Here is a 24,605-nt window from a genome sequence, read left to right as displayed (position 1 = left end):
CTGGAACCCATTGGTAACATCCCGCCAGCAGAGGCCGAGGCAAACTTCTACGCAGCTCTGGAAACATCAGACATGGCCGCGTAGCTTAAACAATTCAGCCTCCGGCAAACCCGGCGCGGTTCACTACATCGATCCGGGCAAGCCTCAGCAGAACGCATACATCGAGTCTTTCAACGGCAGCCTGCGCGACGAGCTCTTGAACGAGGAGATGTTCGACAGCCTGGACGACGCAAGGCGTAAGCTGGCGCTCTGGTGATACGACTACAACAACGTCAGGCCCCACTCGTCGCTCGAAAACCGAACGCCCGCAGAAGCGCGCCGGACGCTCGAGCAATTTGAGGGCTCCGCGCCCGGCGCGCTTGCCCAAACCGACGACCAAAACTACGAAATCCAGACCCGCAGACTCTCGTTATGAACGAGGGACCACCGGGGAGCAGGTCAGTCCAATAGTGTGCGAAATCGTTATTAACTGAATGGCTTTGATTGTGCGGGCGAGAGAAGTATGCTCTCTAGAAGTTGTTCGTCACCACGACGAGTTTCTTCAGCCTGGGCCTTGTCCTGCGCCGCATCTACAATTTTTTCAATACGCATGATGTCCTGAGACACCTTTTCTAATCCCAAGACCTGCGCGTCGATTTTTTGCTCGAGTTGAGCGATATCTGCGCCAGCGTGCTCGAGCTCATGGCTCACGTTTGTGAGCCATGTCGCTCGGTAAAGCGAAGCGCCAAGATCGTCGGGGGCAGCTCGCGATAAAATGTCATCCAGCAACCTGTTTGCAAGCTCACTGGCTTCATCCTGGGCGTTGCGATACCCTCGAATGACATGCGCGATCTTGTCACGTTCAGCTTCCTTGATCCGCTTCAGAAGCTTCAGGGACGCAAATGCTTTCGGCCTCATTTTGACGTGCCAATCGTTTCCGACGCCTGTCTAATCAATGCGGCCCGCATTCGATCGAGAAGGACATCGGGCAGGCCTGTCGATGGCTCCAAGACCGTGTTGTCCGATACTTCTTTCGAATCCGCAGGCTCTTCTTCAGAATCAGAGCTTGCGGCACTTGCGATAACCGCACCGCTGATGAGAAAACAAGTCAGTGCAGCACGGATCATGCCGCTGCCAGATCCTTCTGAGCGGTTTCCATCGTCTCGAAATTCGGTTGCATGTTGGAGGGCACCATGCCGCGGCCGATCTCAACGCATACACTTGGCGGATGATCGGAGATCATGGCAACGAACACGTCGCGAATGATGTAGTAGAATGATGAATCTTCGTCTTCGATCTGCTTCAGGCGACCGGCGATCGGTTGGATCATACAATAGGCTAGAAAAACCCCAAGAAACGTTCCAACGAGCGCACCGCCGATCATTCCCCCGAGGACTTCGGGGGGTTGGTCGATCGAAGACATGGTCTTGATCACGCCAAGGACGGCGGCGACAATTCCGATTGCCGGCAGCCCGTCCGCCATCGTCTGAATGGCTGACGCCGCTGCATGGACCTCTTTATGATGCTTTTTGATCTTCCGGTTAATGACTTCTTCCGTCTGGAACCTGTCGTCGAACTGCATCGCCAACATGCGAAAGCTGTCGGTGATAAGGTCGATCGCGAAATGATCGCCTAGAATGCGCGGATATTTTTTGAAAATCTCACTCTCGCTCGGGGATTCGATATGTGCATCAAGCGCGAGGATCCCGCTGGTCTTGTACATGCGGGACAGCTCGAACATCAGCTTCAGCAAGTCGGTGTAATCGCTGGATTTCCACTTGGAACCCCTCAGTACCTTCACGAACCCTTTGGCAGATTGCTTCACGACCGTCATGGAATTGGCGATAACAAAGGCCCCGAGCGCCGCCCCGCCGATCATCATGCCCTCGAAGGGCAGGGCGTGCAGGACGATGTCCATCTTGCCGCCCGACAGCATGAAGCCTCCGAACACGAGGCCGAAGACCATTACGATTCCGATAATCAGTGTCATGTACTCACCAGCCCCGACGACAACATCTTTCCTTCTGCCTGATGCAGATGGCTTGCGGTACAGTTTGACAGCGTAGCAAGAATAAGCAAGTATAAAATGGCGTCGGCAGGCGGAACTACAGGGGCTTTTCATGGAACACTTTGCGTATCGCTTTGAAGAGGAAGAACTGGCATCAGTTGTCGCCGGTTGGCCCTCTGGCGTCGGCGTGGCTCTGTGCATGTCTGGTTCCGGGCGGATCTGCCTTGCGCTGTATAGAACGAAGGACTCAGACGATGTATTGACGCGGATCGTTGAGGCGTCCGGGTGGCCGTTGGGTGCTTTTTCTGTCTCGCCGAAAATGAGCGGTGTGAGAACCATTCGCGTCACCTTTTCCGAGGCTCAGCGGTTTCTCCGTATCGTCGAGGAGGTGGAGGGGTTGCTGCCTATGGCGAAGGACTTCCTTCGCGAAAGTGCACAGCGAGCTCCCGTGCCCAAGACGCGAAGCGAGGCACCGACACTTGAGAAGAAAGTTCGAGGCACTGCGAGTTCCGCCCCTTGGCGTCCGCGGATCTCACTTCGGACACCGAGCAGCGGAATGCCGCACGGCTTTCGTTCGGCGGGGGAGTTTGTCGACGGTCCGGTAGCGGTCCTACCGGCGGAGATTCGGACAAGCGGTGCGCGCGTCCGGGTCCTGATTCAGCCTGGCGCCCTTGAATCGCATGATCTGCCGCTGCGCGCGCAGGACGTCGGTCATCGCGACGACCTGCGCTGTTTTGTTTTCGGTCCTGAATGTTTGCGTGAGTGGCATCCTGGCCGAGGGATGATCATTGATGCAAAAATGGAGGCATTTCCGCGCGCCCTAGTTGAGCGCTTCCAGTCGCGCGTTCACAAGGCCGAAGTGTCGATTACTCCGAGCGGGATTTTCGTGACTCCGGCAGAACCAGCAGGCGAAGCGTTGGTGGCGCCGCCAAGGGTGCAGGCACCAAAGTCGCGCGGACGCGGTTTCGGGCTGAAATTCGGCCTTCTTACACTCGTTGCCGCAGGGTTGATTTCGGGCGGTGTGACTGCGCTTCAGAGCGGTGTCGCGCCGCGAGCGATCTCGCTGGCTTACAAGGCCGGTGAGGGCAATACGGCGCTCAATGTGGTGCGAAGCATTGCGGGCGGTGGGGCAAATTCAAGCACAAAATGAGCATCAACTTGCCTGTGCTTGCCAAACCACAAGAATATTTTTGAATTTTTTGAAATTTAGTCTAACGTTAACGTCTTAGAGCTACATATAATGCATGTAGGTTTTGTGACTGGTTAAAAGGTGAGTGGTGAAGATGTCAACGAGTCGTAAGGGGTCACAAGCGTACAGGTGTCCGGCTGATGCCGATTGCTGGTGGTGAGCTTCGTGTGATCGTAACCATGCGTCGTTCGGGCGAGGGAAAACGCGGCCAGCAGAATGCGGTCGCTGCTGGGTAGTGACCTTTGGTGGCTACTGGGACGGCGCGAATAATCGCGTGCGACCCGTTCTCAGAAGAGAGAATAAAAATGAAAGATCAAAGCCAGAACGAGTCATTCATCGCGGCGATCGTTGCGTCTTATGCCGCAAGGCCTGAGGTTGGGCCTGACGACATCGTGGAGTTGGTGCGGAAGCTGCGCAACGAAGTCGATGGCGGTGGTTCCGCCGCGTCCAAGGTTAAAGCGTCGGGTTCTGCAACTCCGGCGCGTCCCATCAGTGAAGCTGTGGAGCAAGACAAAGTCTATTGTCTGTGTTGCGGGAAAGGCTTCAAGATGTTGAAGCGGCATATCGGATCGGAGCATGGCCTGACCGAGGAGCGTTACCGCCATATGTTCGGTCTGGCTGACGACTTTCCGCTCGTAGCGCCGAGTTACTCGGAACGCAAAGCGAACTACGCGAAGAAAAAGGGCCTAGGCAAATACGATCGCGATGCGAAAATTGGTCGCTCGGCGACGGCCAGCGAAAAAATCTCGTGAGGCAAGACAGCCGGGCAGGACACGCACATGTCTAAAGAAGCGATTGTCATTAAGCGGGTAGAGGATGACGATCACGACGGTCATCATGGTGGCGGCTGGAAAGTTGCCTACGCCGACTTCATGACGGCCATGATGGCCTTTTTCTTGCTGCTCTGGATCGTGAGCGCGGCCGATGCGGACAAGCTGAAAGGGCTTGCCGAACACTTCACGCCGGTTTTGTCGCAATCTAACGGTGGGGGGCCCGAAATTCTCGACGGTCACACTCTGATTAAGTCAGACACGCCGAACGGGGGCGGGGCCGGTGCAGATTCCGATCTGCGCGTGCCGTCCTACGGAGAAGACAACCCGTTGCTGGTGTTTGACAGCCGGCTTCGAAATCCCAAGGTAGAAGAGATTCCCAAAGAAGAGGTCCCCGAGCCGACATCCGCCGGAACATCCAGCGAGCCTGCCGATCCGACCGGGGACATGGAGGATGAAACGGATGCTCAGCGCGATCTCGACTTCGCAGAGATCCAAGAAGATGTAGAACAGCAGCTCCGTGACAACGGCCTCGCGGACCGTTTCCTCGACAATCTCAGGTTCAGCAAGACCACCGAGGGCCTGGACGTTCATATCGTCGATCAACCGGGTGAAGCGATGTTTGCGTCGGGCAGCGCCCGTATCAACAACGAGACAAGGTTGATCATTGAAGGCATCGCCAAGGCTCTAGAAGGGGTTGAAAGCAGTCTAGTCATTGCCGGGCACACGGATGCGCTGCCGTTCACATCCGAAGGTTACGACAATTGGGACTTGTCCAGCGAGCGCGCCAATGCCACGCGCCGTGTGTTGGTCGCGGCAGGCCTAGAGCCGATGCGTATCGCGGGTGTGTCCGGATTGGCGGATACCGAACCGCTTCTGCCGGAGCGGCCCGACGCGCCCGACAACCGTCGGGTCAGCATTACCGTTCTCTACCCAGAATCGTAATGCGTGTGGCCGCTCGGCGCGAATCGCCCGGCGGTTTTGTCCAACATGATCTCGTAGTGGATAGAAATCGCGCCTCTCCTTCGGGTTGCGCGGTAAATTGGTAAATCACCCCTAGGGCTTTGAGTTTCTTTGTATAATTGTACGTGATCGCCAAAACGCGCCACCACTGCTCGCTATGGGCGACTACTACATTTAGGAAACATCCACAGGTATTTCACCTGATATTGCGGTTTCTTCCGTCCTGACCATTGCTTTGGACGCCCAGTTGGGTAGCCTTGTAACGAGATCGGGATCACGGGGGTGCAACTGCAAGATGTTTGGGTCAAACGTACTGGAGATGATTTGGGATGGACGAATTCGTCCGGCTGGATCGACAGAAGTGAGCGACGTCACTGCCTATGTCGAGCGCATGTTGCCCACAAATGTGGTCTTTCTTGTATGCAACGACCCCAGCGTCAACCATATCTCGGTGGTTCGCGATAGCGAATGCCTGGAACGGGGGCTTCCGTTGGCCGATGTCCTGGCGGAAGAAAGCGACGTCGCCCTTTCTGTGCCAAGCTTGGTCACCATCGTGCCACTGCATCAAATCAAGAGCGCGGTCGCAAACGGACGCGAAGCTGAATTGGCGGGGAGGATCGTCGCGACGGCCAGTGCCGTCATCGAGCAGTCACGCTTTGATCAGAGCGCCGACGGGTGTACCTTTTTTGCCCTATTGCATTGCTATGACACGCTTATCGACTTGGGATTCTCCAGGACTCATGGGATCAATCTGGCGCGGTTCATGTCAGGGTTCGTCAGGGCGGGGCGCACGACAAAGGGTCTGGGCGACCGGCTCGATTCATTGTCGAAAGGCCGCATACTGCCAGATGCCCAGTCGGTACAGAACGGAGCGGTTCTGAAATCGCTGGTTTTTCGCGCCAAGAAAGTGCCCTTCGATTTGCTGGCCGATATCTCTGCGCTTCCTGCGACGTTCGATTTAGCGCGGCCTGCACTGGGCAGTGTCGTCAAGGTTGACGGCGTTTAACCAAGGTTAAACCACCTAAGTCTTTATAAGTTGGGCGAGATATGCTTTCCTATCTTTAGAAAAAGACTTGAGGCGGGAATGATTGGCTCATTTTGGCAGGCATTGCAGGAGCCTTTGCTTGCTGCTGATGAAGAGCGCGAGGCCATTTTGAAATGGCAAGGCGATCAAGATGCTGCCTCGCTGGAGCTATTGGTGCGCTCGCATGCGCGGCAGGTTTGGTCGCACGCCCGAAAATGGACCGATAATCCATCGCAAGTCGAGGACCTGGTCGCGGAGGGAATGGTCGGTCTTATTCGCGCTGCTGACAAATTCGATACCGCGCGCGGTGTTAGGTTTTCAACCTACGCGGCATGGTGGATTCGAAATGAGGTTTTTTCGGCGATAAAGCGGGAGCGCGCATCAAGCGTTCCTGGCTGGATCGAAGCAACCCCGAAATCAGACGAAGCAGCCCTTTCGGATGAATCGCGGAGTGTCAACTTTCATGAAAGCGTGGAGGTCGAGGAACTCCAATCCGAGGAAGCATCGCCAGAAGAGGACGCCTTGCGTCGGTCTGACGAAGCGTCGATTGCCATGCGGCTGGCGGATGCCATGAAATGTCTCAATGCGATGGAGTCCGAAGTTATTCGCCGCCGCCGCTTGACATCTGAGCCAGAGCCTTTTGATCTCATCGCGCGAGATCTCAATGCCAGTCCGGCAAGGCTTCGGCAAATTGAAAATCGTGCCATGTCTCGGCTGCGCCAAGGGCTGTTGGCCCAAGGTTTTTCGCTGTCGGTGTTCCATTGAGAAAGGGTTTTGAAGCGGTCGACTTGCCCGGACAGTTCTTGTCGCTTGGCAAAGGGAAGTCCCCGCTACGTTCGAATGATCAGACCGGTTTCGATGCGCTTGTCACAGAACCCCAATCCATTGAACTGCCTAAGCCCGAGATTGAAGCGGAGTTCGAAGCGCTGCCTGACGACATAAAGGCGAACCTCTTGGAGGCGATAAAGGAAGAGCTTTCGCAAATTGCGACGAACTTCCCGCCGGATGACGAACTCAGCCCCGCCGGTTGGGACCGAGTAGACAAGAAGATGATCGGCGCGGTCGTCGGCGCGTTTCATGGGGCGTCGATGGAGTTGCCCGCCCAATTGGTTGCGGGAATTGATGCAACGTTGACGGCAGCAGCGAAGTCATTCGAAGCTCGGGCTTCTGAACTCCTCAAGGTGGTTGAAGGAGCATTGGCCAGAGCAGAAATGCCAGGCTTGGGCAGATCGACGGTCGAAGCCACATTCTTGCGGCCTGCATCGGTATTTGTTGCGGCACAGAAGAGTGCATCGCCAAGTGCAAGGCTTCCTGACCAAGTTCCCAAGGTCAAACACATGCCCGACACGGGCGTGACGAACGAAAACTCCTCCCGATCAAAGACTGACCGAGCTTTGCCCGTTCACGACGCCGGGACGCGACACGTAACGGTGGCACCCGACGCCGCGGGAACGGTTGTGATAGACCGCCGGTTGTCGACGCTTGCGCCGTCAGCTGGTCAGACAGTTGGGGCACCGCCATCGCGGAGCGAGCTACAAGGCGTTGCAATTCTTCACATCCCGCAGGCACAGGTGGTTCAGTCGCTTGCGCCGGAAGCGGTTCAGGCACTTAAGCCAGAGATGTCTTCTCCCTCCACAACCGAAGCGAACGCCAAGATCCTTGCACAGTTCCGAGGCGTTAGGGTCGCAGAAGGCCGCACTCGAATAGAACTTTCGCCCGCTCACCTCGGTGCCCTGGATATCGAGTTGTCGTCTGATGAGGCCGGTCAATTGCGCGTCATGATCCGTGCCGAAAGCCCTGTGACGCTGGCCGCTCTTCGAAGTGACCGTCAGGGGCTGGCTGACGTTCTGTCGGCCAACGGACTGGATTTTGACGGAACGCACCTTGAACTCGAGGGCTACGATCAGGATGAGAGACCGCCCTCGCAGCATGATACAGAGCATCCGCTGAACGAACTATTGGCGATGGGCGAAACGGCTTTGACGGCGGAAGACAACGCAACCGAAACCCGTTATCGGACAGTCCCACTTGGGCGTCTCGATATCCTTACCTGAGAAGGGACGCGCGATGACTATCGCTCCTGTAGGCAGCTCTGCCGCGACCAACCCGGCATCTACATCGTCCGTCGCACAGGCGACTCTGAGCGCGGACTACGAAGCTTTTCTTCAACTTCTTACGGCGCAGGTCGCCAACCAGGATCCGCTGGAGCCCATGGATTCGACGACTTTCGTCTCGCAACTCGCACAACTGTCGCAAGTCGAGCAAAGCATCATCACGAACTCGCATCTCGAATTGATATCGGGGCAAATCTCGGCAGCCACCTCTTTGTCCGATGCGGGATTGATCGGAAAAACCGTTCTGACCTCCTCCAGCGAGTTCGAACTCGGAGCTTCGGGCGGCGTGGACCTGTCGTACCGCCTACAGGAAAATGCCAGCTCTGTCACCGCAACCATCCTGTCTGAGCAGGGTGTCGCACTCCGACGTTTCGAGGGCCTTCCGACGACGGCCGGTGGGACGCACGAGCTTTTTTGGGACGGGAATGATTTCTACGGGCTTCCCTTGCCGGAAGGCAGCTACCGGGTGCAGATCGATGCCAAAAATGCATTTGGCGAGACGGTCGCCTACGAAACATTCGTCGAATCAGAAGTCGAAAGTGTGCTATTTGCAGACGGATTCAGTCAGCTTCAGCTCGCCAATGGCGACGTCATCCCGTCGACTGCAATCGAAGCGGTTCGGTAACGGTCAGGTTCTCGGAACCTCTGCCACATAGAACGACAGCAATAGCATTTCGTCGATAGCACCGACATGTTCTTCTAATGCGGCCTTCAGCTGAGTGGACAACCCCGTTGTATCCATAGGTTCGTCGCGGAGCATGCGGCTGGATGCAGCGCTGCGTAACTCGAGCAATGCCGTATCTCGCATTCGGAGCGCCTTGTCCGGCGACTTCAAGGCCAATGCGTCTCTAGCATTGGACATGGCGATAGCGAGGTCAGTCACAACGTAGCTGGTGCCCCAAGGCCTTTCGACAGGCACGGTAATGCGCCCGAGGAAGACCAAGCGGTCGTTCATCCAGAAGGGTTCGACCTCATCGAGCGCAGACTGCTTTTCTTGCGCAGGTTTTTCCGGCTGATGTTTTGGAGGCTGTTTCGGGTCGAGCGCGGCGCTTGAGGTGTCGGCGATCTCAAGGTCCGCTCCGTCTACTTCCGACAGGGACGCGATAGCGTAGCCACTGCCAAACCCGGCAACGATAGCGGCCACGGATATCGCAGACACAAGAATTTTCGCCATGCTGGACCCTGCAACCTACGTTTCGCTGTTCGCTTAACGTGATGGATCAGGATCATGGCGATTTGTGGGAGCAATCGCAGGATCAATAAGGCAGGATCACATCCATCAATCCTTCGCCATAGCCAATGCGCTGTTGGCGCGACAGCTGACCTTCTCCGCCATAGCTGATCCTCGCCTCAGCGATCTTGTCATAAGAAATCGCATTGTCGCGCTGAATGTCGGCCGGGCGAATGATGCCGGATACGCGTAAGTCGCGCAGCTCCTGATTCACTTTGACTTCCTGGCGTCCCGCCACGACGAGATTTCCGTTCGGAAGCTGCTGGACGACCAAGGCCGCGACCCTCAGGTTTATCCGCTCGGTCCGGTCGATTTCGCCTTCGCCGGACACTGCTTGCCCGCCACTGACAGCAACAAGGTCGACGCCGTCCAGACCCGCTCCTGCCTCTTCAGGCAGCAGTCCGCCGATCACGCTACCAAGGCCGAATAGGGACGGATTGCCGAGATTGGTCTTGCCCTCGCGCGATCGCGTGGTTTCGTTCTTGAGCCGAGCGTTGTCGTCGATTTCTATGACGATCGTCAGTAGATCACCAACCCTCTCCGCGCGCTGGTCGGCGAAGAACCCCCCGGACGTGTTCTCCCATAGCGATGCCCGTTCTGCACGCAATGCGGGAACGGGGACTTCAGGCGGCGGCATGGGGATCTGTACAGTCTCGATGCCGCGTGTCCCGGTTCCGACATCAGAAGGCTCGATCGTCTGGTCCATCGGGTTGGAACTGCAACCGCCCAGGCCGATCAAGGCAATGAACCCGGGGACAAGTATGGGGAAACGGTTCATCGTACGATCTCCACACGTCCGTTGGGTCGGGCGACCCCTAGGACGGTCTTGTTGCTCAAAGTATTGACGACCTTGAGTTCTTCTCCGTCATGAGCGTCACCCAAGGCGCGCCCAGGAGCCGAAAGCTCAAGCCGATTTCCGACGAAATGGATCGACACGTTGTCGCCTCGGCGGATCGCAAGCGGTTCGCGAATGGCCTGGATCATGATTTGTCGGCCCGGAGACAGCAGGCTCTTGACCTCTTTTCCGACCAGCCTGTCCAGGTCCGTGACCGCAAAAGACGTGACGCGAATGTGGGGAACATCGATGACCTTGAGATCGGTCTTCGCAAGAATCTCGCCGGGAAAGAGCTTGCGTATGGGAACTGCTACTTTCATCGTAATTACGGCATAGCCCGAGATGCGGTGTTCGATGCCAGTCGTGGAAACCGCATTCGCCAGGAATTTCCCGGACTTCGGATCAATCCAGAACGCAGATAGACCGATTGCCTCATTCAGCGTTCCTGCGGTCGTCATTACGGTGATCTGGGCATCGGGTGGGACAGTGTTGCCGTAGTGACCGCGGGCGCGCTCTTCAACGAGAGCGGAAATGGGCTCCGCCGCACCAGCTGCAGTCGCAAAAAGCGTGACTGTCAGGAGAAGAATCTGTCGCATCATTTGATCTGGTTCGCGGTGGACATCATCTGGTCGGCGGTCTCGATGGTTTTCGAATTCATCTCATAGGCACGCTGCGCCGAGATGAGATCGGTGATTTCCTTGATGATATTGACGTTTGAGTTTTCCAGGTATCCTTGGCGCACGACGCCAACACCCGGGTCTCCGGGATTACCCTGAATGGGATCGCCTGACGCCTCTGTGGCTTCCAGGAGGTTGTTGCCCAACGCCCGCAAGCCACTTTCATTGACAAAGGTCGACAAGGTCAGTTGGCCCAAATCGACGGGGGCCGGGTCGTTTTCGACAAAGGCCTGTACGGTCCCATCCTCAGCGATATCGAGCTGCACCGTATTGTCGGGAATAACGATCCCCGGGTCCACTTCGAAGCCCTGCAATGTCACGATCTGGCCTTCCGGCGAGATCTGGAATGAGCCGTCCCGCGTGAAGGCGGCCTCGCCATTCGGCTGCAGAATCGTGAAATATCCGCGTCCGTCGATTGCGATGTCGGTCTGGTTTTCCGTCTGTTGAAGGCCGCCCTGCGTAGAGAGGCGCGCAACACCCGCAGTTCTGACGCCCAGACCCACATCCACACCGGTCGGGCGTGCGGTTCCTTGCTCTGACGTCTGCGTGCCTTCGCGCTGGCGATTCTCGTAAATCAGATCCTGAAACGCCGCACGGCGCGTTTTGTAACCTGTGGTGTTGGCGTTGGCGATGTTGTTCGAAATCACGTCCACGTTCGTCTGCTGCGCCAGCATGCCGGTCGCCGCGATACCAAGGGCTTTCATCTGTCAATCTCCTCAGGCTGGCCGCGACAAACGGCTCAACATGTCACGGCGAAGGTCGTCGACGCCTTGGCTGATGTTCTGGGCGCGATCATAGGATTTCTGGATTTCCATCAGCCGGGTCACTTCGGTGATCGCCTGCACATTGCTTCCTTCCAAAGCACCTTGGATGATGTCGGTGTTAGGATCGCTGCGCGGGTCGGCCACAACCTCAGCCGGCGGGCGGAAAAGGCCTGCTCCGATGCGCTCGAAGCTTTGCAGGTCGTCCAACTGGAACACACCGAGGCGGGCAACGACCGCGCCATCCGGGGTTGTTATTGTCCCGTCCGTCGCCACCGCCAGCGATTGCGCCAGTTCAGGGGGGATGGTGATCGCCGCACCACCGATATCGTGGATCTGCGCGCCCTCGGAATTGACCAGCATGCTTTCGGCATCCAACGTCAGCCGACCATCCCGACCGAATGCGCGCTGGCCATCCGCGGTCTCAAATGAAAACCAGCCTTGCCCCTGCAGTGCGAAGTCCAACGGATTTCCCGTGGCCAGCATACGACCTTGTGTTTCATCAACGTATGAACCGCCATCGACGACAAGGTGTACGTCCTCGCCTGCTCCCTGGCCCTTGTGGACGTAGCTTTCGAACGCGACGCGCTCGCGTTTGAAGCCCACGGTATCGGCATTCGCAATGTTGTTGGCTGTCACGTCGAGGTCGCGCCGAAGCGAGGAGACCCTTGAAAGAGAGATGTATGCCGCACTGTCCATGACGATATTGCGCTCTTTTTACTTGCTCATAACAAGCAATACATAGAATACTTGCAAAAAGGCAAGGAGAGATTTCGCATTGGCAAGCACTGGCAAGAATATCGTAGCGGTGTTCGCTGTGTCGGTTTCGACGTTTGCGATGCCAGCGGTGTGTGCGGCGGCCCCTGGCGATATCTTGTTGCCAGAGCCTGTCGATGTCCGGTCGGACCAGAGAGATGGCGGATGGTCGACCGAGTTGATGGCGGTTTCAGAGAGGGACTTCCTGACGACGCGAAGCACGCTGATCGTGGAGCTGACGCAGAAGAAGGGAAGCGCGGCCGCTGGTATCTTGCTGGATCTGGCGCAACTGCATGTCTCACGCGGAATGCTTGTCGAGGCGCGATCCTTTTTGAGAGAGGCGGATCGAAGGAATGTCAGCGCCGAAATCAACTCGCTTGGCCGACGTCTGAGCTTGATCGTGGAAATCATCGACGGCGAACGCGTCGCCTTGGATCATCCCGATCTTGTCGAGAATAAATGGGGCGCGTGGCCATACTTTAATGCGCTGGCAGCAATCGGTTCGGGTGCAACCATGTCCGAGTCGGATCTTGTGGATGCCGCAGCGGCTGCGGCGAATGTTCCTGACGATCTTCTAGATCTTAGCCTACCTATCCTTCTTGAGGTAGCGCTTGATGAAGATCATTGGACCGCCAGCCGCGATATCGCCGAACGGATGTTGCAGCACGCAACCCTTCGCGATTCCTCTGCCCTGCATTTCCTATTGGGGAGAGCGGCAGAGCTCGGAGAGGAGAATGTTGCGGCGTTCGATAGTTACCGCAGAGCGGCCGAGAAACGTGATGGCTGGGCGCACCGCGCGAGGCTTGCTATCATTGATCTCGCCGAGCGAAACGGAGCGCTTGACGAAAACGATCGATTGCAGCTTCTGCGCGCAGCGCGATGGCTGTGGAGTGGAGACGCCTTTGCCGGCGAGACCTTGTTGCGGCTTGCCCAGGCGGAGGCATCAGCCGGCAGCGAGGTGAATGCACTCACAGTGCTGCATGATCTCGGAAAGCGCCATCAAGGCAGTCTCTATGCGCAAAAAAGCGCAGCACTTTCGGAAGACTTGCTGGAGGCGTTCTATGAGGCCGGAACGCGCGGCACGATCCCGCTGTCAGATTTCATATCCGGTCATGCTCGGATTGCGGCTGATCGTCGGCTGGAGCCGCAATTCGCACTACGGGCCGAAGCTTTCGCGGATTTCGCTCTCGACGCGGGCATCACGTCTTTGGCTGTTCGGGAGTATAATGAAACAGCGGCCTACCTTGCGGCGGGCGAAGATCTCGGGCTCGCGGAGAAGACAGGGCGCGACCGCGACAGGTTGCGGTTGAAGCAAGCCGAAGCGCTGATGCGAGGTGGTCAGGTAGGGCAGGCGGAAGAAATAATTGAAGCGCCGATGATCTCCGAGACTGACGAGAACCAAGCGCGCCGAGAGGCGCTGCGCGTCCAGCTTTTTGCCGACATGGGCAAGCATGAAGATCTGCTGGCGCTAGAGACCGAGACGCCGTCGGTACCTTTTGAGCTTCACAAGGCCGGAGCGCTTTTTGATGCCGGAAATTGGTCCCTTGCATTCGATGCCTATGAGGAGCTCTGGGCGGTGACGGGCGATGCGATGCCAATAAGCGCGGCTGCGAAGATGGTGCTGGCGGCGCACAGATCGGGACGTAAAGCCCACCTGCGCAAAGTGGTGCAGGCGCTGCCAGCATTGAAACGGTCTCCCGATTGGGGGCCGGTCGCCGCGACGCTGGCCCGTGAAAGGCCGAGTTTGTTTCCCCTGCGGAAGGACACTCTGCAAGACGCGTTAGCGATGGACAAAGACCCGGCAGATAGCAATGAATAGCCATGCAGCAGAAAAAATTTACAAAGTTTAACTCAGCGTAAACCGCAGGACGTAACATAGATATATATGCGATTATACTTGGCCGATTGAACGGTTTTCGGGACTCGGGAAGGACACAGAATGAGCATCTCTCAATCTATGCAGATTGGCGTAAGTGGGCTGACCGCCAACGCCGAACGGGTCAACGACATCTCGAACAACATCGCGAACGCAAGCACCGACGGTTACAAACGGAGCTTTTCTTCGATGGTGACCGAAACGGTTGGGACATCGTACGCATCGGAAGGGTCGGGCGTCCGCGCCGAAACGCGCAACGATATCTCATCGACCGGTTCGGTGCGCGCAACGAATAGTGCAACCGATCTCGCGATCGAAGGTGAGGGCTTCTTCGTCGTGTCCCAGTCGCCGGACGATGCGAACCAGGCCAACTATGCGTTGACGCGGGCGGGATCGTTTATTCCAGATGAAGACGGCAATCTTCAGAATGCGGCTGGTTATTACCTTGCGGGTTTTCCGGTTGATGAGACCGGCGCTGTCGGCGCTGTGGACACCAGTTCCTACGCAAGTCTTGAAACCGTGAACATTGGCGACCAGACGATTTCAGGTGCGCCAACCGAGAATATCGACATTAGTGCCAATCTTCCGGCGCAGGCCAGTGGGGTGGCCATGCCGGGTGATCCCTTCGTGTCTTCAATCGAATATTATACCCCGCTCGGAGAACCGCAGCGTCTAGCTGTGTCCTGGCAGCCGACCGATAACGAGAATCTCTGGGTTGTGACCTTTGAGGATGCAACCGGTGCCCCCCTTGGGTCGGCCGATGTGACATTCCATGACAGCGGCCCCAATGCAGGTGCCCCGGCAAGCTACTCCAATGCGGTCAATCTGGCGACTCCGCCATCTGAGTTTTTCCTTGATCCTGTGACCGGAATCGCAACATTGACCCTCGACACCGGGACTGAACCGCAGACAATAGAGGTGTCATTGGGCGCGCCAGACGAATTTGGCGGCGTCACTCAATTCGCCGGTGACTATTCCGGGTTGACCGTCGATGCGGACGGCGCGAGCGCAGGGTCCCTGGTATCGGCAGAGATCGATAGTAGTGGCATGGTGTACGGGATCTTCGACAATGGCGTTCGAAAACCGCTCTACATTATCCCGCTTGCGGATGTTCCTAATCCGGACGGTCTGACCCCGGGGGATGGAAATACATTCGAAGTCTCGCTGTCCAGTGGGAATATCAGCCTCTTGTTTCCTGGAACCGATAAAGTCGGGTCGATCAGTTCGTTTGCCCTTGAATCCTCAAACGTCAATATCGCTCAGGAACTGACGGACCTTATTCAGGTGCAACGGGCATATTCGTCGAATGCCAAGATAATTACGACAGCCGATCAGATGCTTGAGGAAACTCTCCAGATCAAGCGCTGACGCTTGACGTGGCTAGGAGGCGGTAAATGTCGATTTCTGCAGCCCTGTCGACCAGCCAATCCGGCCTCGCCACACTTGGAAAGCGGGCAGAGGTCACGTCGACGAACATTTCCAACGCTGACCGTCCGGGCTATGTGCGCCGGGACGTTGAGGTAGCGACGGGCGCGCGAAATACCGGTGTAGGAACGAATGCGATCAGCCGCGAAATCGACCGGTCGCTTCAAAGTCGCGAATGGGCCGAAACGGCGTCAGCCGGCTACCATGCCGAGATGGCGCAGGGTATTTCCTATTTCGCAGACCAATTGGGTGAGCCGGGAAGCGTAACGTCCCTTCCTTCGCTCATATCATCACTGCAATCCGAATTGGATCTTCTGTCCGTCAACCCGGATGATGCCATTGTCCAAGCCTCGGTCCTGAGACGGGCTGAAGGCGTGACAAGAGGCATCGGCGATGCAGCAGGTGCCATTTATACCGCGTCTCAGAGGGCCTTTAATTCGATCGATAGGATGGTTGGCGAAGTCAATTCACTGACCTCGCAGATTGCTAATCTGAACGTCCTCGTCAGCGCGAGCGATCCGGGCACGTCCGAGCGCGCGTCGCTTCAGGATCAACAGGATGCCGCCATCGGCAAACTTGCGGAATTGGTCGACCTTAAACTGGTCAACCGGGGGAGCGAAGGCATCGATATCCTGATCCCGAGTGGTGCCAGTCTTGTCGAAGGCAATACCTCGCTCGAAATAAGCTTCGACCGTTCGGCCGAAACACTGCTCGCCGGAGCGATCGACGTTACACCTGGGCGGGCCGGGACGCGTGGGTTGGCTGGCGGTGCCCTCGCGGCCGATGTGGAGTTATATGCGCAGGTTTTCCCCGACGCGCAGCACCAGCTCGACGCTCTGGCCGGGTCCTTGATCACGACGTTTGAGGCGGCGGATACGTCCTTGGCTTTTGGTCAGGCGGGATTATTCACCGATGGCGGCTCGGCGTTCGATACCGCCAACCAGGATGGGTTGTCCAGCCGGATTGCAATCAATGCGGCGGTCGATCCCGACCAGGGGGGCAGACTATCAAAGCTACGCGATGGAATCGGTGCGTCTACTCCAGGCGCGCTATCGGATTCCACTCAAGTCGTTGCGTACATCGACGCCATGGGCCAGCAAAAGAATTTCGATCCCGCGCTGGGCCTCGGTGGAACCGTGACGCTTTCGAGCTTTGCCGCCAATTTCGTAACGCAGCCCAACTTGGCCGCGGTTGAATCAGCGCGTCAGGCCGATGCCGCGCTGACTGCGATTTTTGCAATCCAAAGTGAGAGGTCGGCCAGGGAAGGCGTCAATATCGACACCGAGATCCAACAGCTTCTTGCGATTGAGCAAGCATTTGCCGCGAATTCTCAGGTCATTTCCGCCTTGACGCGGATGATGGACGACCTGCTGAATGCCGTGTGAAGAGGATAGCTAACTATGATTTCCAGCATCGCCCCCATGTCGACTTACCTCGCCTACGACCTGCGCAATGATACGATCGCACGCCTGAACGCAGAAATGGATCGTGCGTCGATTGAGCTTTCGACCGGCCGTCATCAAGATATTTTCGAAGCCGCGGGATCAAAGTCCTCTCGTGCATTCAATGTTCGTGGAGAATTGCAGCGGACGGAGGGATTCCTGGTGTCGAACCGGCTTCTGGAAGCAAAGTTGGATTTGACCAATCATACGTTGTCGCAAATTCGCGAAGTGGCGCAAGATTTCCTGACGCTCGCGGCACCAAGCAGCGGCGGGACCTCGACTAGCACGCGCGCATTGCAAGATGATGCGCGAAGGGCGTTTGACCAGATCGCTGATCTTTCGAATGCAACTTACTCGGGGGCGCGCCTGCTGTCTGGTGTGATGTCTGACCGGTCCGCGCTTGCAAGATGGCGGGAAGAGAACGCTCTCGGCACGAGTCCTGAGCGGGTCGTGTCAGCCGTGCTCGGGTCCGGTATTGGGAATGCGGCAGATGCGGCAGCCAAAGCGGAGTCATTGGACGCTATCTTCGCCGATGGACCAGGCGTAGCCGGGGCGTCAGGCTACAGCGATGTCTTCTATGGTGGAGGTTCCCGCGACGGCGCACGGCTCTCGGCACAAATCGATACGGGCTTGCACTTGGACTACGGGACACAAGCCGATGATCAGGGGTTCCGGGATCTGATGCAGGGGCTTGCCATGCTTGCCAGCGCGGATGTGTCCAACATCGCCGACGAGGCTGCTTATCGCGAATGGATGGACCGCGCGATTGAGAAAGTCAGCGCTGGTGTCAGTGGTGTCTTGAGCCTGGAGGTCAAGACTGGCAGCGAGCAGCAGCAGCTATCGACCACGATTTCGCGCCAAGGAGAACGACGTGATATGTTGGAGGCTGAACGCGGACATATCGAGGGTGTGGATCCCTATGACGCGGCCTTGCGGCTTTCCGAACTGGAAGCAAGGCTAGAGGTAAGTTACACGGTCACGGCCCGGCTTCGGAAGCTGTCATTCCTCAACTATATCTGATTTTTCATTCCGCCGCGGTGACACTCGGGCAGGCGGGCTCGGTCAGCTTGTAACCACGTCCGTGCACAGTCTCGATATAGGGATGCGCGACGGAGGATGCATTGACGAATTTCTTTCGCAGCTTGCAGATATAGACGTCGATCACTTTGTCGAACGGCTGCTCTTCGGACATGCCATAGACCGCATCGTAGAGCGCACGCTTTGACACGCATCGACCTGCGGCCAGTGCGAGTTCGTGAAATATCGCGTATTCCCGGCGGGATAGCGGGACAGATTGCCCAAAAAATTCGGGGTGACGACCGTCGAAGAAGATGACAGCCTCTCCCAGCTTGATGCTCTCGGAGGAATGCCCGGCAGCACGCCGGGCAATGCTATTGATCCGTGAACGCAATTCTACAGCTTTGATCGGTGCCACGATATCGTCATCGGCACCTGCATCGAGAACCGCGGCCGACGCTGTCGCGTTGCGCGCGTCGCGCACGATCAGGATGGGCGAATTGCATTCCGCCAGTCGTATTTTTTTAATGTAATCAATCACATCCGCACAGTCCGCCAAAAGAAAAGCGGTGCGATTTGATGTACGGGCGCGAAGCGTATGGGGGTCTGTGTGGAAAAACTCGATACCAATCGGGACAGCCTTGATGCCGCTGGCCGTCAGTTCGTCGGTCAGGCGTGCATTTTGATCGTTTCGTGGGTGGTGAACCAAGACATACATGAGTTCTGCATCCGCCCGGACGAGCGTTTCCTTGTGAAATCTTGGTGTATACTATGCAATAGTTGGCCCCATGAGCAAGCATAAACAACAATAGACTTATTTGTTCTTGTGAACCTTGGCTTTCTCGTGCATTTTCCATAGTAAGAAATTGAGGGTAAAGACCATGCAGGCCATCGGCGCGTACAGGTTCCTTTTGGGTAGCATCCTTTCGGGTGTCATCATAAGTGTCGGGTATTCAGCGGCTGCGGATGTCCGGATCAAGGACATCTCCACATTTGAGGGCGTCCGCGAAAACCAGCTCGTTGGATACGGGCTGGTCGTGGGGCTCAACGGAACCGGTGACGGGTTGCGCAATTCGCCGTTCACTCAAAAAAGCATTGAGGGGATGCTGGAAAGGCTGGGCGTCGGTAACCTTTCAGAAGATACGATACGTACACGTAACACGGCTGCGGTCATGGTGACGGCAATGCTGCCGCCCTTTTCACGCCGGGGTTCCACAATCGACGTCGTCGTTTCCTCGCTCGGTGACGCGTCCTCGCTGCGGGGCGGAACTCTCATTGTTACGCCGCTTTCCGGAGCGGATGGCGAAGTGTATGCTGTCGCGCAAGGGCCGATAGCGGTCGCCGGTTATGCGGCTCAAGGGGCGAACGCCGCGATTACCCAGGGGGTCCCAACGGTTGCACGCATCGAAAACGGTGCCACGGTCGAGAACGAGATCGATTTCGAGTTTTCGTCACTGGAGAGTATCCGCATCTCGTTGCGGGATCCGGACTTCACCACTGCTGTTCGCGTGGCTTCGGCGATCGATGATGCACTGGGCGCCAACACTGCGCTGGCGCTCGATCCGACCACGATCGAGATTCGACCGTATGACAAGCTCGACCTGATGGGGGCCATGTCGCACATCGAGAATTTGACCATCGCACCGGACCAACCCGCGCGTGTCGTCATTGATGCCCGGTCTGGCACCATCGTCATGGGCGCGAACGTCCGCATCAGCGAAGTCGCCGTCAGCCAAGGTGGATTGACCGTACTCGTAAAGGAACAGATCGAAGTCAGCCAGCCAGAACCGATTACAATCGGCGAAACCGTCGTTGTGCCGCAAACCGAAGTACAGGTGCAAGAGAAGAGGGCGCAGTTCTCGATCCTCCAAGGCGACGTCAGTCTTCGCGCCCTTGTCGACGGGCTCAATGCGATCGGAGTTACCGCATCGCAAACGACCTCAATTCTGCAAGCGATCAAGGCTGCCGGTGCCTTGCATGCCGATCTAGAGATCATCTGAGATGTCAGACAGCCTCGGATTACGCTTGTCGCCGTTCAGCCAAAACATGTTGCTCGAATCGCGCAGGTCGAATTTCGCAAGCTCGACATCTGAATCCGCCCGTGTAGCCCGGGAATTCGAGACCGCATTTCTCGCACAGGGCGTGGACCAAATGCTCAAGACTGCGGATGCGGGGGCCTTCGGCGGCGGGCATGCCGAAGAAATGTGGCGGTCATTTCTGGCTAAAGCTGTCGCCGACAAGATCGCTGAGACGGCGTCGACCGGCGTCGCAGCTCAGATTGAACGCGCGATGTCGGCGTATGACCTGGGAGGCAAGCAGTAGTGTTCCGGTCGAAGTTTTTCGTTCTGTCCGAGCTTGAACAACTCCTGGAACGCGAGTCTGCCGCGCTGTCCCGGGGGGCAATGTCAGAAGTTGTGCGCGAACTTCAGGGGAAAGAAGGGCTACTCTTGGAGCTTGAGCGTTCGTCGGACGAAATAACTACCGCGCTATCGGAGGAGCCAAGGCTTCAGGATCGTGTTGCTAGGATCAAGGAAATGATCGACGCCAATGCCTTTCGCATAAATCATTTACGGGGCGTTCTGGGGGACGTCGTTCGCGATATGCGGAATGTGCAGAACCGGCATGGATTGAGCGGGCTCTACGATCTGGACGGAAGTCAATCCAAGATACCCGTGTCCCAAATGCAACGGCTCGATCGAGAGGTCTAGCCTTAACCCCCTGTTAACCGTGGGGGACAATTTCTTCTTTGGTGGGTTACCCGCCTGACAGTCAGAATGACGTCATTTCATAGAGAAACCTATAGGAGCAGAATATGTCCTCCATTCTTACCAATACCTCCGCAATGAACGCCTTGGCTACCATGCGGAACATCAACTCTTCGCTCGAAACAACCCAAGGTCGCATCTCGAGCGGCCTGAAGGTGCAGTCGTCCAAAGACAACGCGGCGTATTTCCAGATTTCGGAAACCATGCGCAGCGACTCGTCGATGTACTCGTCGATCAACGAAGGTCTCACTATGACCAAAAACTCGTTGTCGACAGCACGCCTGGGCGCAGAAAACTTCCAGGAATTGTCGCAGCAATTCACTGATCGTGTGGCATTTGCACAAGGGGCGACCACGGGCCTCGATGAAATCGAGGAAGAACTCCTTGGTCTTATCGAAGAGATGACCGTGACTATCGCTCAGTCGACGTTCAACGGTGCTGACCTCGTCAACGCCGCTGGTACGGTCGGCACTGCCGGCTCCATCAGCGCTACGACTGGTGTCGTGACCAAGGCAGTCGGTGTAACATCGACCGAAACCGCAGTTACGGGGATCACCCGCGCAGGCGGCACATTCGCGGCGACGACGACTACCTTCGATAGCGTCGACCTGTCGGCCCTGCTTTCAGATTTCACCCTGATCGCAACCGGCTTTGCTACGAATGGCGGCAACGCGACCACTGGCCAGGCCTTCCTCCAAGGTGCCCTTGGTTCGTCTGAAAGTCTTCAGGCCGATGCCATTTCCAACATGACCAGCCTCGGCGTGGCGGAGAAAACAATCGAAAACCAGCAGTCCTTCCTGACCTCGCTCGTCGAAAACATCGACTCCGGTATCGGTGCGATGGTCGATGCGAACATGGAAGAGGAGGCCGCGCGCCTTCAGGCGCTGCAAGTCCAGCAGCAGCTGGCCACGCAGTCGCTCTCGATTGCCAACCAGTCGCCGCAGAATATCCTTAGCCTCTTCCGTTAAGGTTCCAATGCTCTCGTGAAAATTGGTTCGGCCCGGTCGCGGGCTGAACCGCCATAAAACAATTAAAAAACGTGAGGCAAGTCATGAGCATTACTGCGTACAAGCAAAATATCCTGGAAAGCGAATCGCCGCGGAACATCGAGCGCCGTATTATCGCGACCGTAAATTCGGAACTGGAAGTCCTTGCTGAGAAGTTCGATTTGGCACCGAGCAAAGAGCGTCAGGCAATCCTGGCAGGTGGCCTGCGAGGGCTTCTAGTAGAAAATCAGAAACTTTGGCAGCGCCTACGTGCGGACCTTGCGTCGGAAGGCAACCAATTACCGCCTCCTTTGCGCGCACAACTGATTTCGATCTCTTTGTGGGTGGATCAGCGGACTTCGGCTGTCTTGGGCGGCAACGCTGGCGTGGATGGTCTCTGCGCCATCAACAAACACATTGTCGCGGGCCTGCGCGGAGACGCGCCGCAACCAAAGGAGCTGTAGCATTGGCTTTGACGCTTACATTGAAGCCCGGTGAATACCTGATCGTAAACGGATGCGTGGTACGAAATACGATGCGCCGGCAAACTCTTCACGTCGAAAACCGTGCGGACATAATCCGAGGCAACGATCTGCTGACCGATGCTGACGCAAATACACCAACCAAGCGAATATGCTTCATGATCCAAAGCGCTTTGACGCAGCCCGACCATCGCGAGCGATTGAACAAGAAGATCCAGACAGGTTTGGCGCAACTGGCGAGTACGTTTGGCATCTCGATGCAAAACAGCATTTTCGAAGCGGCAAACTATGTCAGCCAAGCCGATTATTATCGCGCGTTCATTTCGTTGAAGCCCGTTCTTAAATACGAAGAGAGACTGTTCTCGCTTTTGGAATTGTCACAGGCGAAGTCCGGAAGTGATCTGTCCCGCGTCGCCGCGGAATGATCTCTCTGCCGAATACCAACGCGGTGCTTGGCCTCAAAATCTCGGGCGTTCTTGAAGCAACGTCCCGCGATCTTATTCGCTCGTCTGCCCAGCATTCTCGCGCAATTGCTTACTTCACAGAAAATATTGCGGAAGTTGATACCGTAGATAAACTTCTTGAGGATCAGGACCTTTATGCGTTCGTGATGCGCGCCTTTGATCTTGAGGACCAGATCTTCGGCAAGGGGTTAATGTCCAAGATGCTCAAGAGTGACATTGATGACCGTGATGCGCTGGTCAATCGACTGACGGATCCAAGGTTTAAGGAACTCTACGCGGCGCTTGATTTCGGCGAGGGGGGTGTCGGTAATTCTAATACGATCAGCGCGGCATGGCAGAATTCGGTCATCGACCGCTATGTAACGCGGCAATTCATTGACTCTCAGGACGACAGCAACGCAACGGTTGGCACGGCCCTCGAATACAGAGAGAAGGTATCCTCTATCAGCAATGTGTTCGATATTCTGAAAGATAGTGACCTTTCAGACGTGATCCGGACGGCATTCGGAATCCCGAGTGAAACAGCCGGTCTCGATATTGATCGGCAGGCGGACATTATTCTGTCCAAGGTCGATATCGACAAGTTGAAGGAACCGGGCGAGATCGACCGCGTGATGCAACGATATGCGACGATCAAAGACGCCTTGAGCGGGGCTGCCGTTGCTGCGAACCCGGCGGTTCAGCTCTTGCAGCCATTGAGTGCATTTGTCCCGGTCACGATAGATTTCTCCGCAATTCTGTCGATTCCCTCCAAACCTTACGCCTGACATCACATCAAGCGAACTCTTCCTCCTCTTCCGCCGTAGGCAGCTCGATCTGGCCCTCGTTGGCCAATTGGCGCGTGCAATCCAGAAGATCCCGCTGAGCGGCCTTGATGTCACGTTTTTTGGGGGACTCCATGTTCTGGATCTCATCCTTCAGCATGTCCCGGGACCGGCCAGGCAGACATGAGAAGAAGTGCTCTCTTACATGATCCTTGGCACCCTTGAGAGCCACTGGAAGAGTATTGCCTTCAACAGACCGCATTACGCGAACCAGGCTGTTGACGTCCAGCTTGGTCAGATCGTCAAAGGTAAACATCCTTTGCCTGATATCCGGGAAGGTATCGGGCAAACGCTGTTCCAGTTTAGGCGATACTTTTTCGAACAGCTGATTATCCAGTCGGTTGAACAGGTCAGCCATATGCTTTTGGCGTTCGGACAGCGTTGGTTGGGCGGCAACAGTTGCCATGTCCTTCTGCAAGGTTTCTTCAATCTGCTTCATCATGTGATGTGGAACCGCATCCATGCGAACCATTCTTTCGATGATCGTGACCATACGCTCTTCCCCTAACAGGGGAAGAACACTGGCGGCCACATTCGGTTCCAGATTGCTCAAAATTGCGGCGGCCGTCTGGTCATGCTCAGAGCGCAAATAATTCGCGATAGACGTCTCATTCAGTGCGCTGAATCGGGCCCAGAGATCGCGTTCCTGCAACGGCCCACGGATCTCGCGCAGGATCGAGCTGACTTTATCTTCGGGCAGAACCTTGCGGAGCATGGCTTCCGCCATCGAAAACGAGCCGACAACGCTGCCGCCATTGGCCACGGCTTCACCGAACTCGATCATCACCTCTTCGACCGATGCGGCCGGGATTACGCCAAGGCCCGCCATCGAATGCGTCAGGCTGCGAATTTCCGTCTCGGACAGATTCTTCATCAACGTCGATCCCCGCTCTTCCCCAAGGCACAGGAAAAGAACGGCCGCTTTTTCGGCCCCTTTAAGGCTCTTCTTCGGTACATTGCGGGGGGAGGACGCCGAATAGCTCACTTTTTCGATCTTGGCATTTGTCATTTGAGCGG

General features: G+C 56.6%; 27 protein-coding genes and 1 pseudogene. 18 read left to right on the top strand and 10 right to left on the bottom strand.

The window, feature by feature from the left end; genetic code table 11:
- Positions 1-121: 121 nt before the first annotated feature.
- Positions 122-415: pseudogene (locus ACXYMN_RS18410) on the top strand (integrase core domain-containing protein); the annotation flags it as partial.
- A gap of 50 nt (positions 416-465) precedes the next feature.
- Here ACXYMN_RS18410 and ACXYMN_RS18405 read toward each other — a convergent pair.
- Genes ACXYMN_RS18405 through motA form a run of 3 tightly spaced genes read right to left on the bottom strand, consistent with a single transcriptional unit; the run spans position 466 to position 1,969 of the window.
- Complete coding sequence (locus ACXYMN_RS18405; protein WP_459015383.1) at positions 466-897, bottom strand: hypothetical protein; 432 nt, start codon at positions 895-897, stop codon at positions 466-468.
- Positions 894-1,106 (bottom strand): hypothetical protein, encoded by a 213-nt coding sequence (locus tag ACXYMN_RS18400; RefSeq protein ID WP_459015381.1) that lies wholly within the window; start codon positions 1,104-1,106, stop codon positions 894-896. The genes ACXYMN_RS18405 and ACXYMN_RS18400 overlap by 4 nt, the downstream gene beginning before the upstream one ends.
- Positions 1,103-1,969 (bottom strand): flagellar motor stator protein MotA, encoded by an 867-nt coding sequence (gene motA / locus ACXYMN_RS18395; protein WP_459015380.1) that lies wholly within the window; start codon positions 1,967-1,969, stop codon positions 1,103-1,105. Before motA ends, ACXYMN_RS18400 begins: the two co-directional genes overlap by 4 nt.
- Positions 1,970-2,099: 130 nt before the next feature.
- On the opposite strand from motA, the gene ACXYMN_RS18390 reads away from it, so the two are divergent.
- The 7 genes from ACXYMN_RS18390 (at position 2,100) to ACXYMN_RS18360 (ending at position 8,672) form a co-directional block, all read left to right on the top strand.
- Complete coding sequence (locus tag ACXYMN_RS18390; RefSeq protein WP_459015378.1) at positions 2,100-3,137, top strand: hypothetical protein; 1,038 nt, start codon at positions 2,100-2,102, stop codon at positions 3,135-3,137.
- Positions 3,138-3,481: 344 nt separating this feature from the next.
- Positions 3,482-3,928, top strand: a complete 447-nt coding sequence (locus ACXYMN_RS18385; protein ID WP_459015377.1) for a Ros/MucR family transcriptional regulator — start codon at positions 3,482-3,484, stop codon at positions 3,926-3,928.
- 27 nt (positions 3,929-3,955) lie between these two features.
- Positions 3,956-4,891 (top strand): flagellar motor protein MotB, encoded by a 936-nt coding sequence (locus ACXYMN_RS18380; protein WP_459015375.1) that lies wholly within the window; start codon positions 3,956-3,958, stop codon positions 4,889-4,891.
- A 379-nt stretch (positions 4,892-5,270) separates the two neighbouring features.
- A complete protein-coding gene (locus ACXYMN_RS18375; RefSeq protein ID WP_459015373.1) occupies positions 5,271-5,915 on the top strand; it encodes a hypothetical protein in 645 nt (214 codons plus the stop codon).
- Between the two features lie 78 nt (positions 5,916-5,993).
- A complete protein-coding gene (locus ACXYMN_RS18370) occupies positions 5,994-6,698 on the top strand; it encodes a sigma-70 family RNA polymerase sigma factor (RefSeq protein ID WP_459015371.1) in 705 nt (234 codons plus the stop codon).
- Between the two features lie 38 nt (positions 6,699-6,736).
- Positions 6,737-7,987: a flagellar hook-length control protein FliK gene (locus tag ACXYMN_RS18365; protein ID WP_459015369.1), complete on the top strand. Its 1,251-nt coding sequence runs from the start codon at positions 6,737-6,739 to the stop codon at positions 7,985-7,987.
- Positions 7,988-8,000: 13 nt separating this feature from the next.
- Positions 8,001-8,672: a flagellar hook assembly protein FlgD gene (locus ACXYMN_RS18360; RefSeq protein ID WP_459015367.1), complete on the top strand. Its 672-nt coding sequence runs from the start codon at positions 8,001-8,003 to the stop codon at positions 8,670-8,672.
- A 3-nt stretch (positions 8,673-8,675) separates the two neighbouring features.
- On the opposite strand, the gene ACXYMN_RS18355 is transcribed toward ACXYMN_RS18360, so the two are convergent.
- The 5 genes from ACXYMN_RS18355 to ACXYMN_RS18335 all read right to left on the bottom strand — a co-directional run bounded on the left by ACXYMN_RS18355 (position 8,676) and on the right by ACXYMN_RS18335 (position 12,250).
- Positions 8,676-9,221 carry a hypothetical protein gene (locus ACXYMN_RS18355; protein WP_459015366.1) on the bottom strand — a complete coding sequence of 182 codons (546 nt, stop codon included), beginning with the start codon at positions 9,219-9,221 and terminating at the stop codon, positions 8,676-8,678.
- 82 nt (positions 9,222-9,303) lie between these two features.
- Positions 9,304-10,056, bottom strand: a complete 753-nt coding sequence (locus ACXYMN_RS18350) for a flagellar basal body L-ring protein FlgH (RefSeq protein WP_459015364.1) — start codon at positions 10,054-10,056, stop codon at positions 9,304-9,306.
- Positions 10,053-10,709, bottom strand: a complete 657-nt coding sequence (gene flgA / locus ACXYMN_RS18345) for a flagellar basal body P-ring formation chaperone FlgA (RefSeq protein WP_459015362.1) — start codon at positions 10,707-10,709, stop codon at positions 10,053-10,055. The genes ACXYMN_RS18350 and flgA overlap by 4 nt, the downstream gene beginning before the upstream one ends.
- Positions 10,709-11,494 carry a flagellar basal-body rod protein FlgG gene (gene flgG / locus ACXYMN_RS18340; protein ID WP_459015360.1) on the bottom strand — a complete coding sequence of 262 codons (786 nt, stop codon included), beginning with the start codon at positions 11,492-11,494 and terminating at the stop codon, positions 10,709-10,711. Before flgG ends, flgA begins: the two co-directional genes overlap by 1 nt.
- 12 nt (positions 11,495-11,506) lie before the next feature.
- Positions 11,507-12,250: a flagellar hook basal-body protein gene (locus ACXYMN_RS18335; protein WP_459015358.1), complete on the bottom strand. Its 744-nt coding sequence runs from the start codon at positions 12,248-12,250 to the stop codon at positions 11,507-11,509.
- Between the two features lie 79 nt (positions 12,251-12,329).
- Between ACXYMN_RS18335 and ACXYMN_RS18330 the strand changes: the two genes are divergently transcribed.
- The 4 genes from ACXYMN_RS18330 (at position 12,330) to ACXYMN_RS18315 (ending at position 18,070) form a co-directional block, all read left to right on the top strand.
- Positions 12,330-14,126, top strand: coding sequence for a hypothetical protein (locus tag ACXYMN_RS18330; protein ID WP_459015356.1), 1,797 nt, complete (start codon positions 12,330-12,332; stop codon positions 14,124-14,126).
- Between the two features lie 120 nt (positions 14,127-14,246).
- Positions 14,247-15,551 (top strand): flagellar hook protein FlgE, encoded by a 1,305-nt coding sequence (locus ACXYMN_RS18325; protein ID WP_459015354.1) that lies wholly within the window; start codon positions 14,247-14,249, stop codon positions 15,549-15,551.
- A gap of 26 nt (positions 15,552-15,577) precedes the next feature.
- Complete coding sequence (gene flgK / locus ACXYMN_RS18320) at positions 15,578-16,993, top strand: flagellar hook-associated protein FlgK (protein WP_459015352.1); 1,416 nt, start codon at positions 15,578-15,580, stop codon at positions 16,991-16,993.
- A gap of 15 nt (positions 16,994-17,008) precedes the next feature.
- Positions 17,009-18,070: a flagellin gene (locus ACXYMN_RS18315; RefSeq protein WP_459015351.1), complete on the top strand. Its 1,062-nt coding sequence runs from the start codon at positions 17,009-17,011 to the stop codon at positions 18,068-18,070.
- A 4-nt stretch (positions 18,071-18,074) separates the two neighbouring features.
- On the opposite strand, the gene ACXYMN_RS18310 is transcribed toward ACXYMN_RS18315, so the two are convergent.
- Positions 18,075-18,785 (bottom strand): response regulator transcription factor, encoded by a 711-nt coding sequence (locus ACXYMN_RS18310; protein WP_459015349.1) that lies wholly within the window; start codon positions 18,783-18,785, stop codon positions 18,075-18,077.
- A gap of 163 nt (positions 18,786-18,948) precedes the next feature.
- On the opposite strand from ACXYMN_RS18310, the gene ACXYMN_RS18305 reads away from it, so the two are divergent.
- From ACXYMN_RS18305 to ACXYMN_RS18280, 6 genes are all read left to right on the top strand, one after another.
- The gene (locus ACXYMN_RS18305) at positions 18,949-20,067 is read left to right on the top strand and encodes a flagellar basal body P-ring protein FlgI (protein WP_459015347.1); all 1,119 of its coding nucleotides are present in this window, start codon (positions 18,949-18,951) and stop codon (positions 20,065-20,067) included.
- Between the two features lies 1 nt (position 20,068).
- Positions 20,069-20,389: a rod-binding protein gene (locus tag ACXYMN_RS18300; protein WP_459015345.1), complete on the top strand. Its 321-nt coding sequence runs from the start codon at positions 20,069-20,071 to the stop codon at positions 20,387-20,389.
- A gap of 490 nt (positions 20,390-20,879) precedes the next feature.
- Complete coding sequence (locus ACXYMN_RS18295; protein ID WP_459015343.1) at positions 20,880-21,800, top strand: flagellin N-terminal helical domain-containing protein; 921 nt, start codon at positions 20,880-20,882, stop codon at positions 21,798-21,800.
- Positions 21,801-21,883: 83 nt separating this feature from the next.
- Complete coding sequence (locus ACXYMN_RS18290; protein ID WP_459015341.1) at positions 21,884-22,282, top strand: flagellar biosynthesis regulator FlaF; 399 nt, start codon at positions 21,884-21,886, stop codon at positions 22,280-22,282.
- A 2-nt stretch (positions 22,283-22,284) separates the two neighbouring features.
- On the top strand, positions 22,285-22,725 hold the full coding sequence (locus tag ACXYMN_RS18285; protein WP_459015339.1) for a flagellar biosynthesis repressor FlbT: 441 nt from the start codon (positions 22,285-22,287) through the stop codon (positions 22,723-22,725).
- Positions 22,722-23,531 carry a DUF1217 domain-containing protein gene (locus ACXYMN_RS18280; RefSeq protein WP_459015337.1) on the top strand — a complete coding sequence of 270 codons (810 nt, stop codon included), beginning with the start codon at positions 22,722-22,724 and terminating at the stop codon, positions 23,529-23,531. The genes ACXYMN_RS18285 and ACXYMN_RS18280 overlap by 4 nt, the downstream gene beginning before the upstream one ends.
- A 7-nt stretch (positions 23,532-23,538) precedes the next feature.
- Here the strand turns inward: ACXYMN_RS18280 and ACXYMN_RS18275 are convergent, their stop codons facing one another.
- Positions 23,539-24,597: a flagellar motor switch protein FliG gene (locus tag ACXYMN_RS18275; protein WP_459015335.1), complete on the bottom strand. Its 1,059-nt coding sequence runs from the start codon at positions 24,595-24,597 to the stop codon at positions 23,539-23,541.
- Positions 24,598-24,605: the final 8 nt, after the last annotated feature.

It is taken from the genome of Roseivivax sp. CAU 1753 (genome assembly GCF_054482575.1).
The sequence above is the reverse complement of the archived record's forward strand: the minus strand, read 5'-3'. Positions and strand labels throughout refer to the sequence as shown.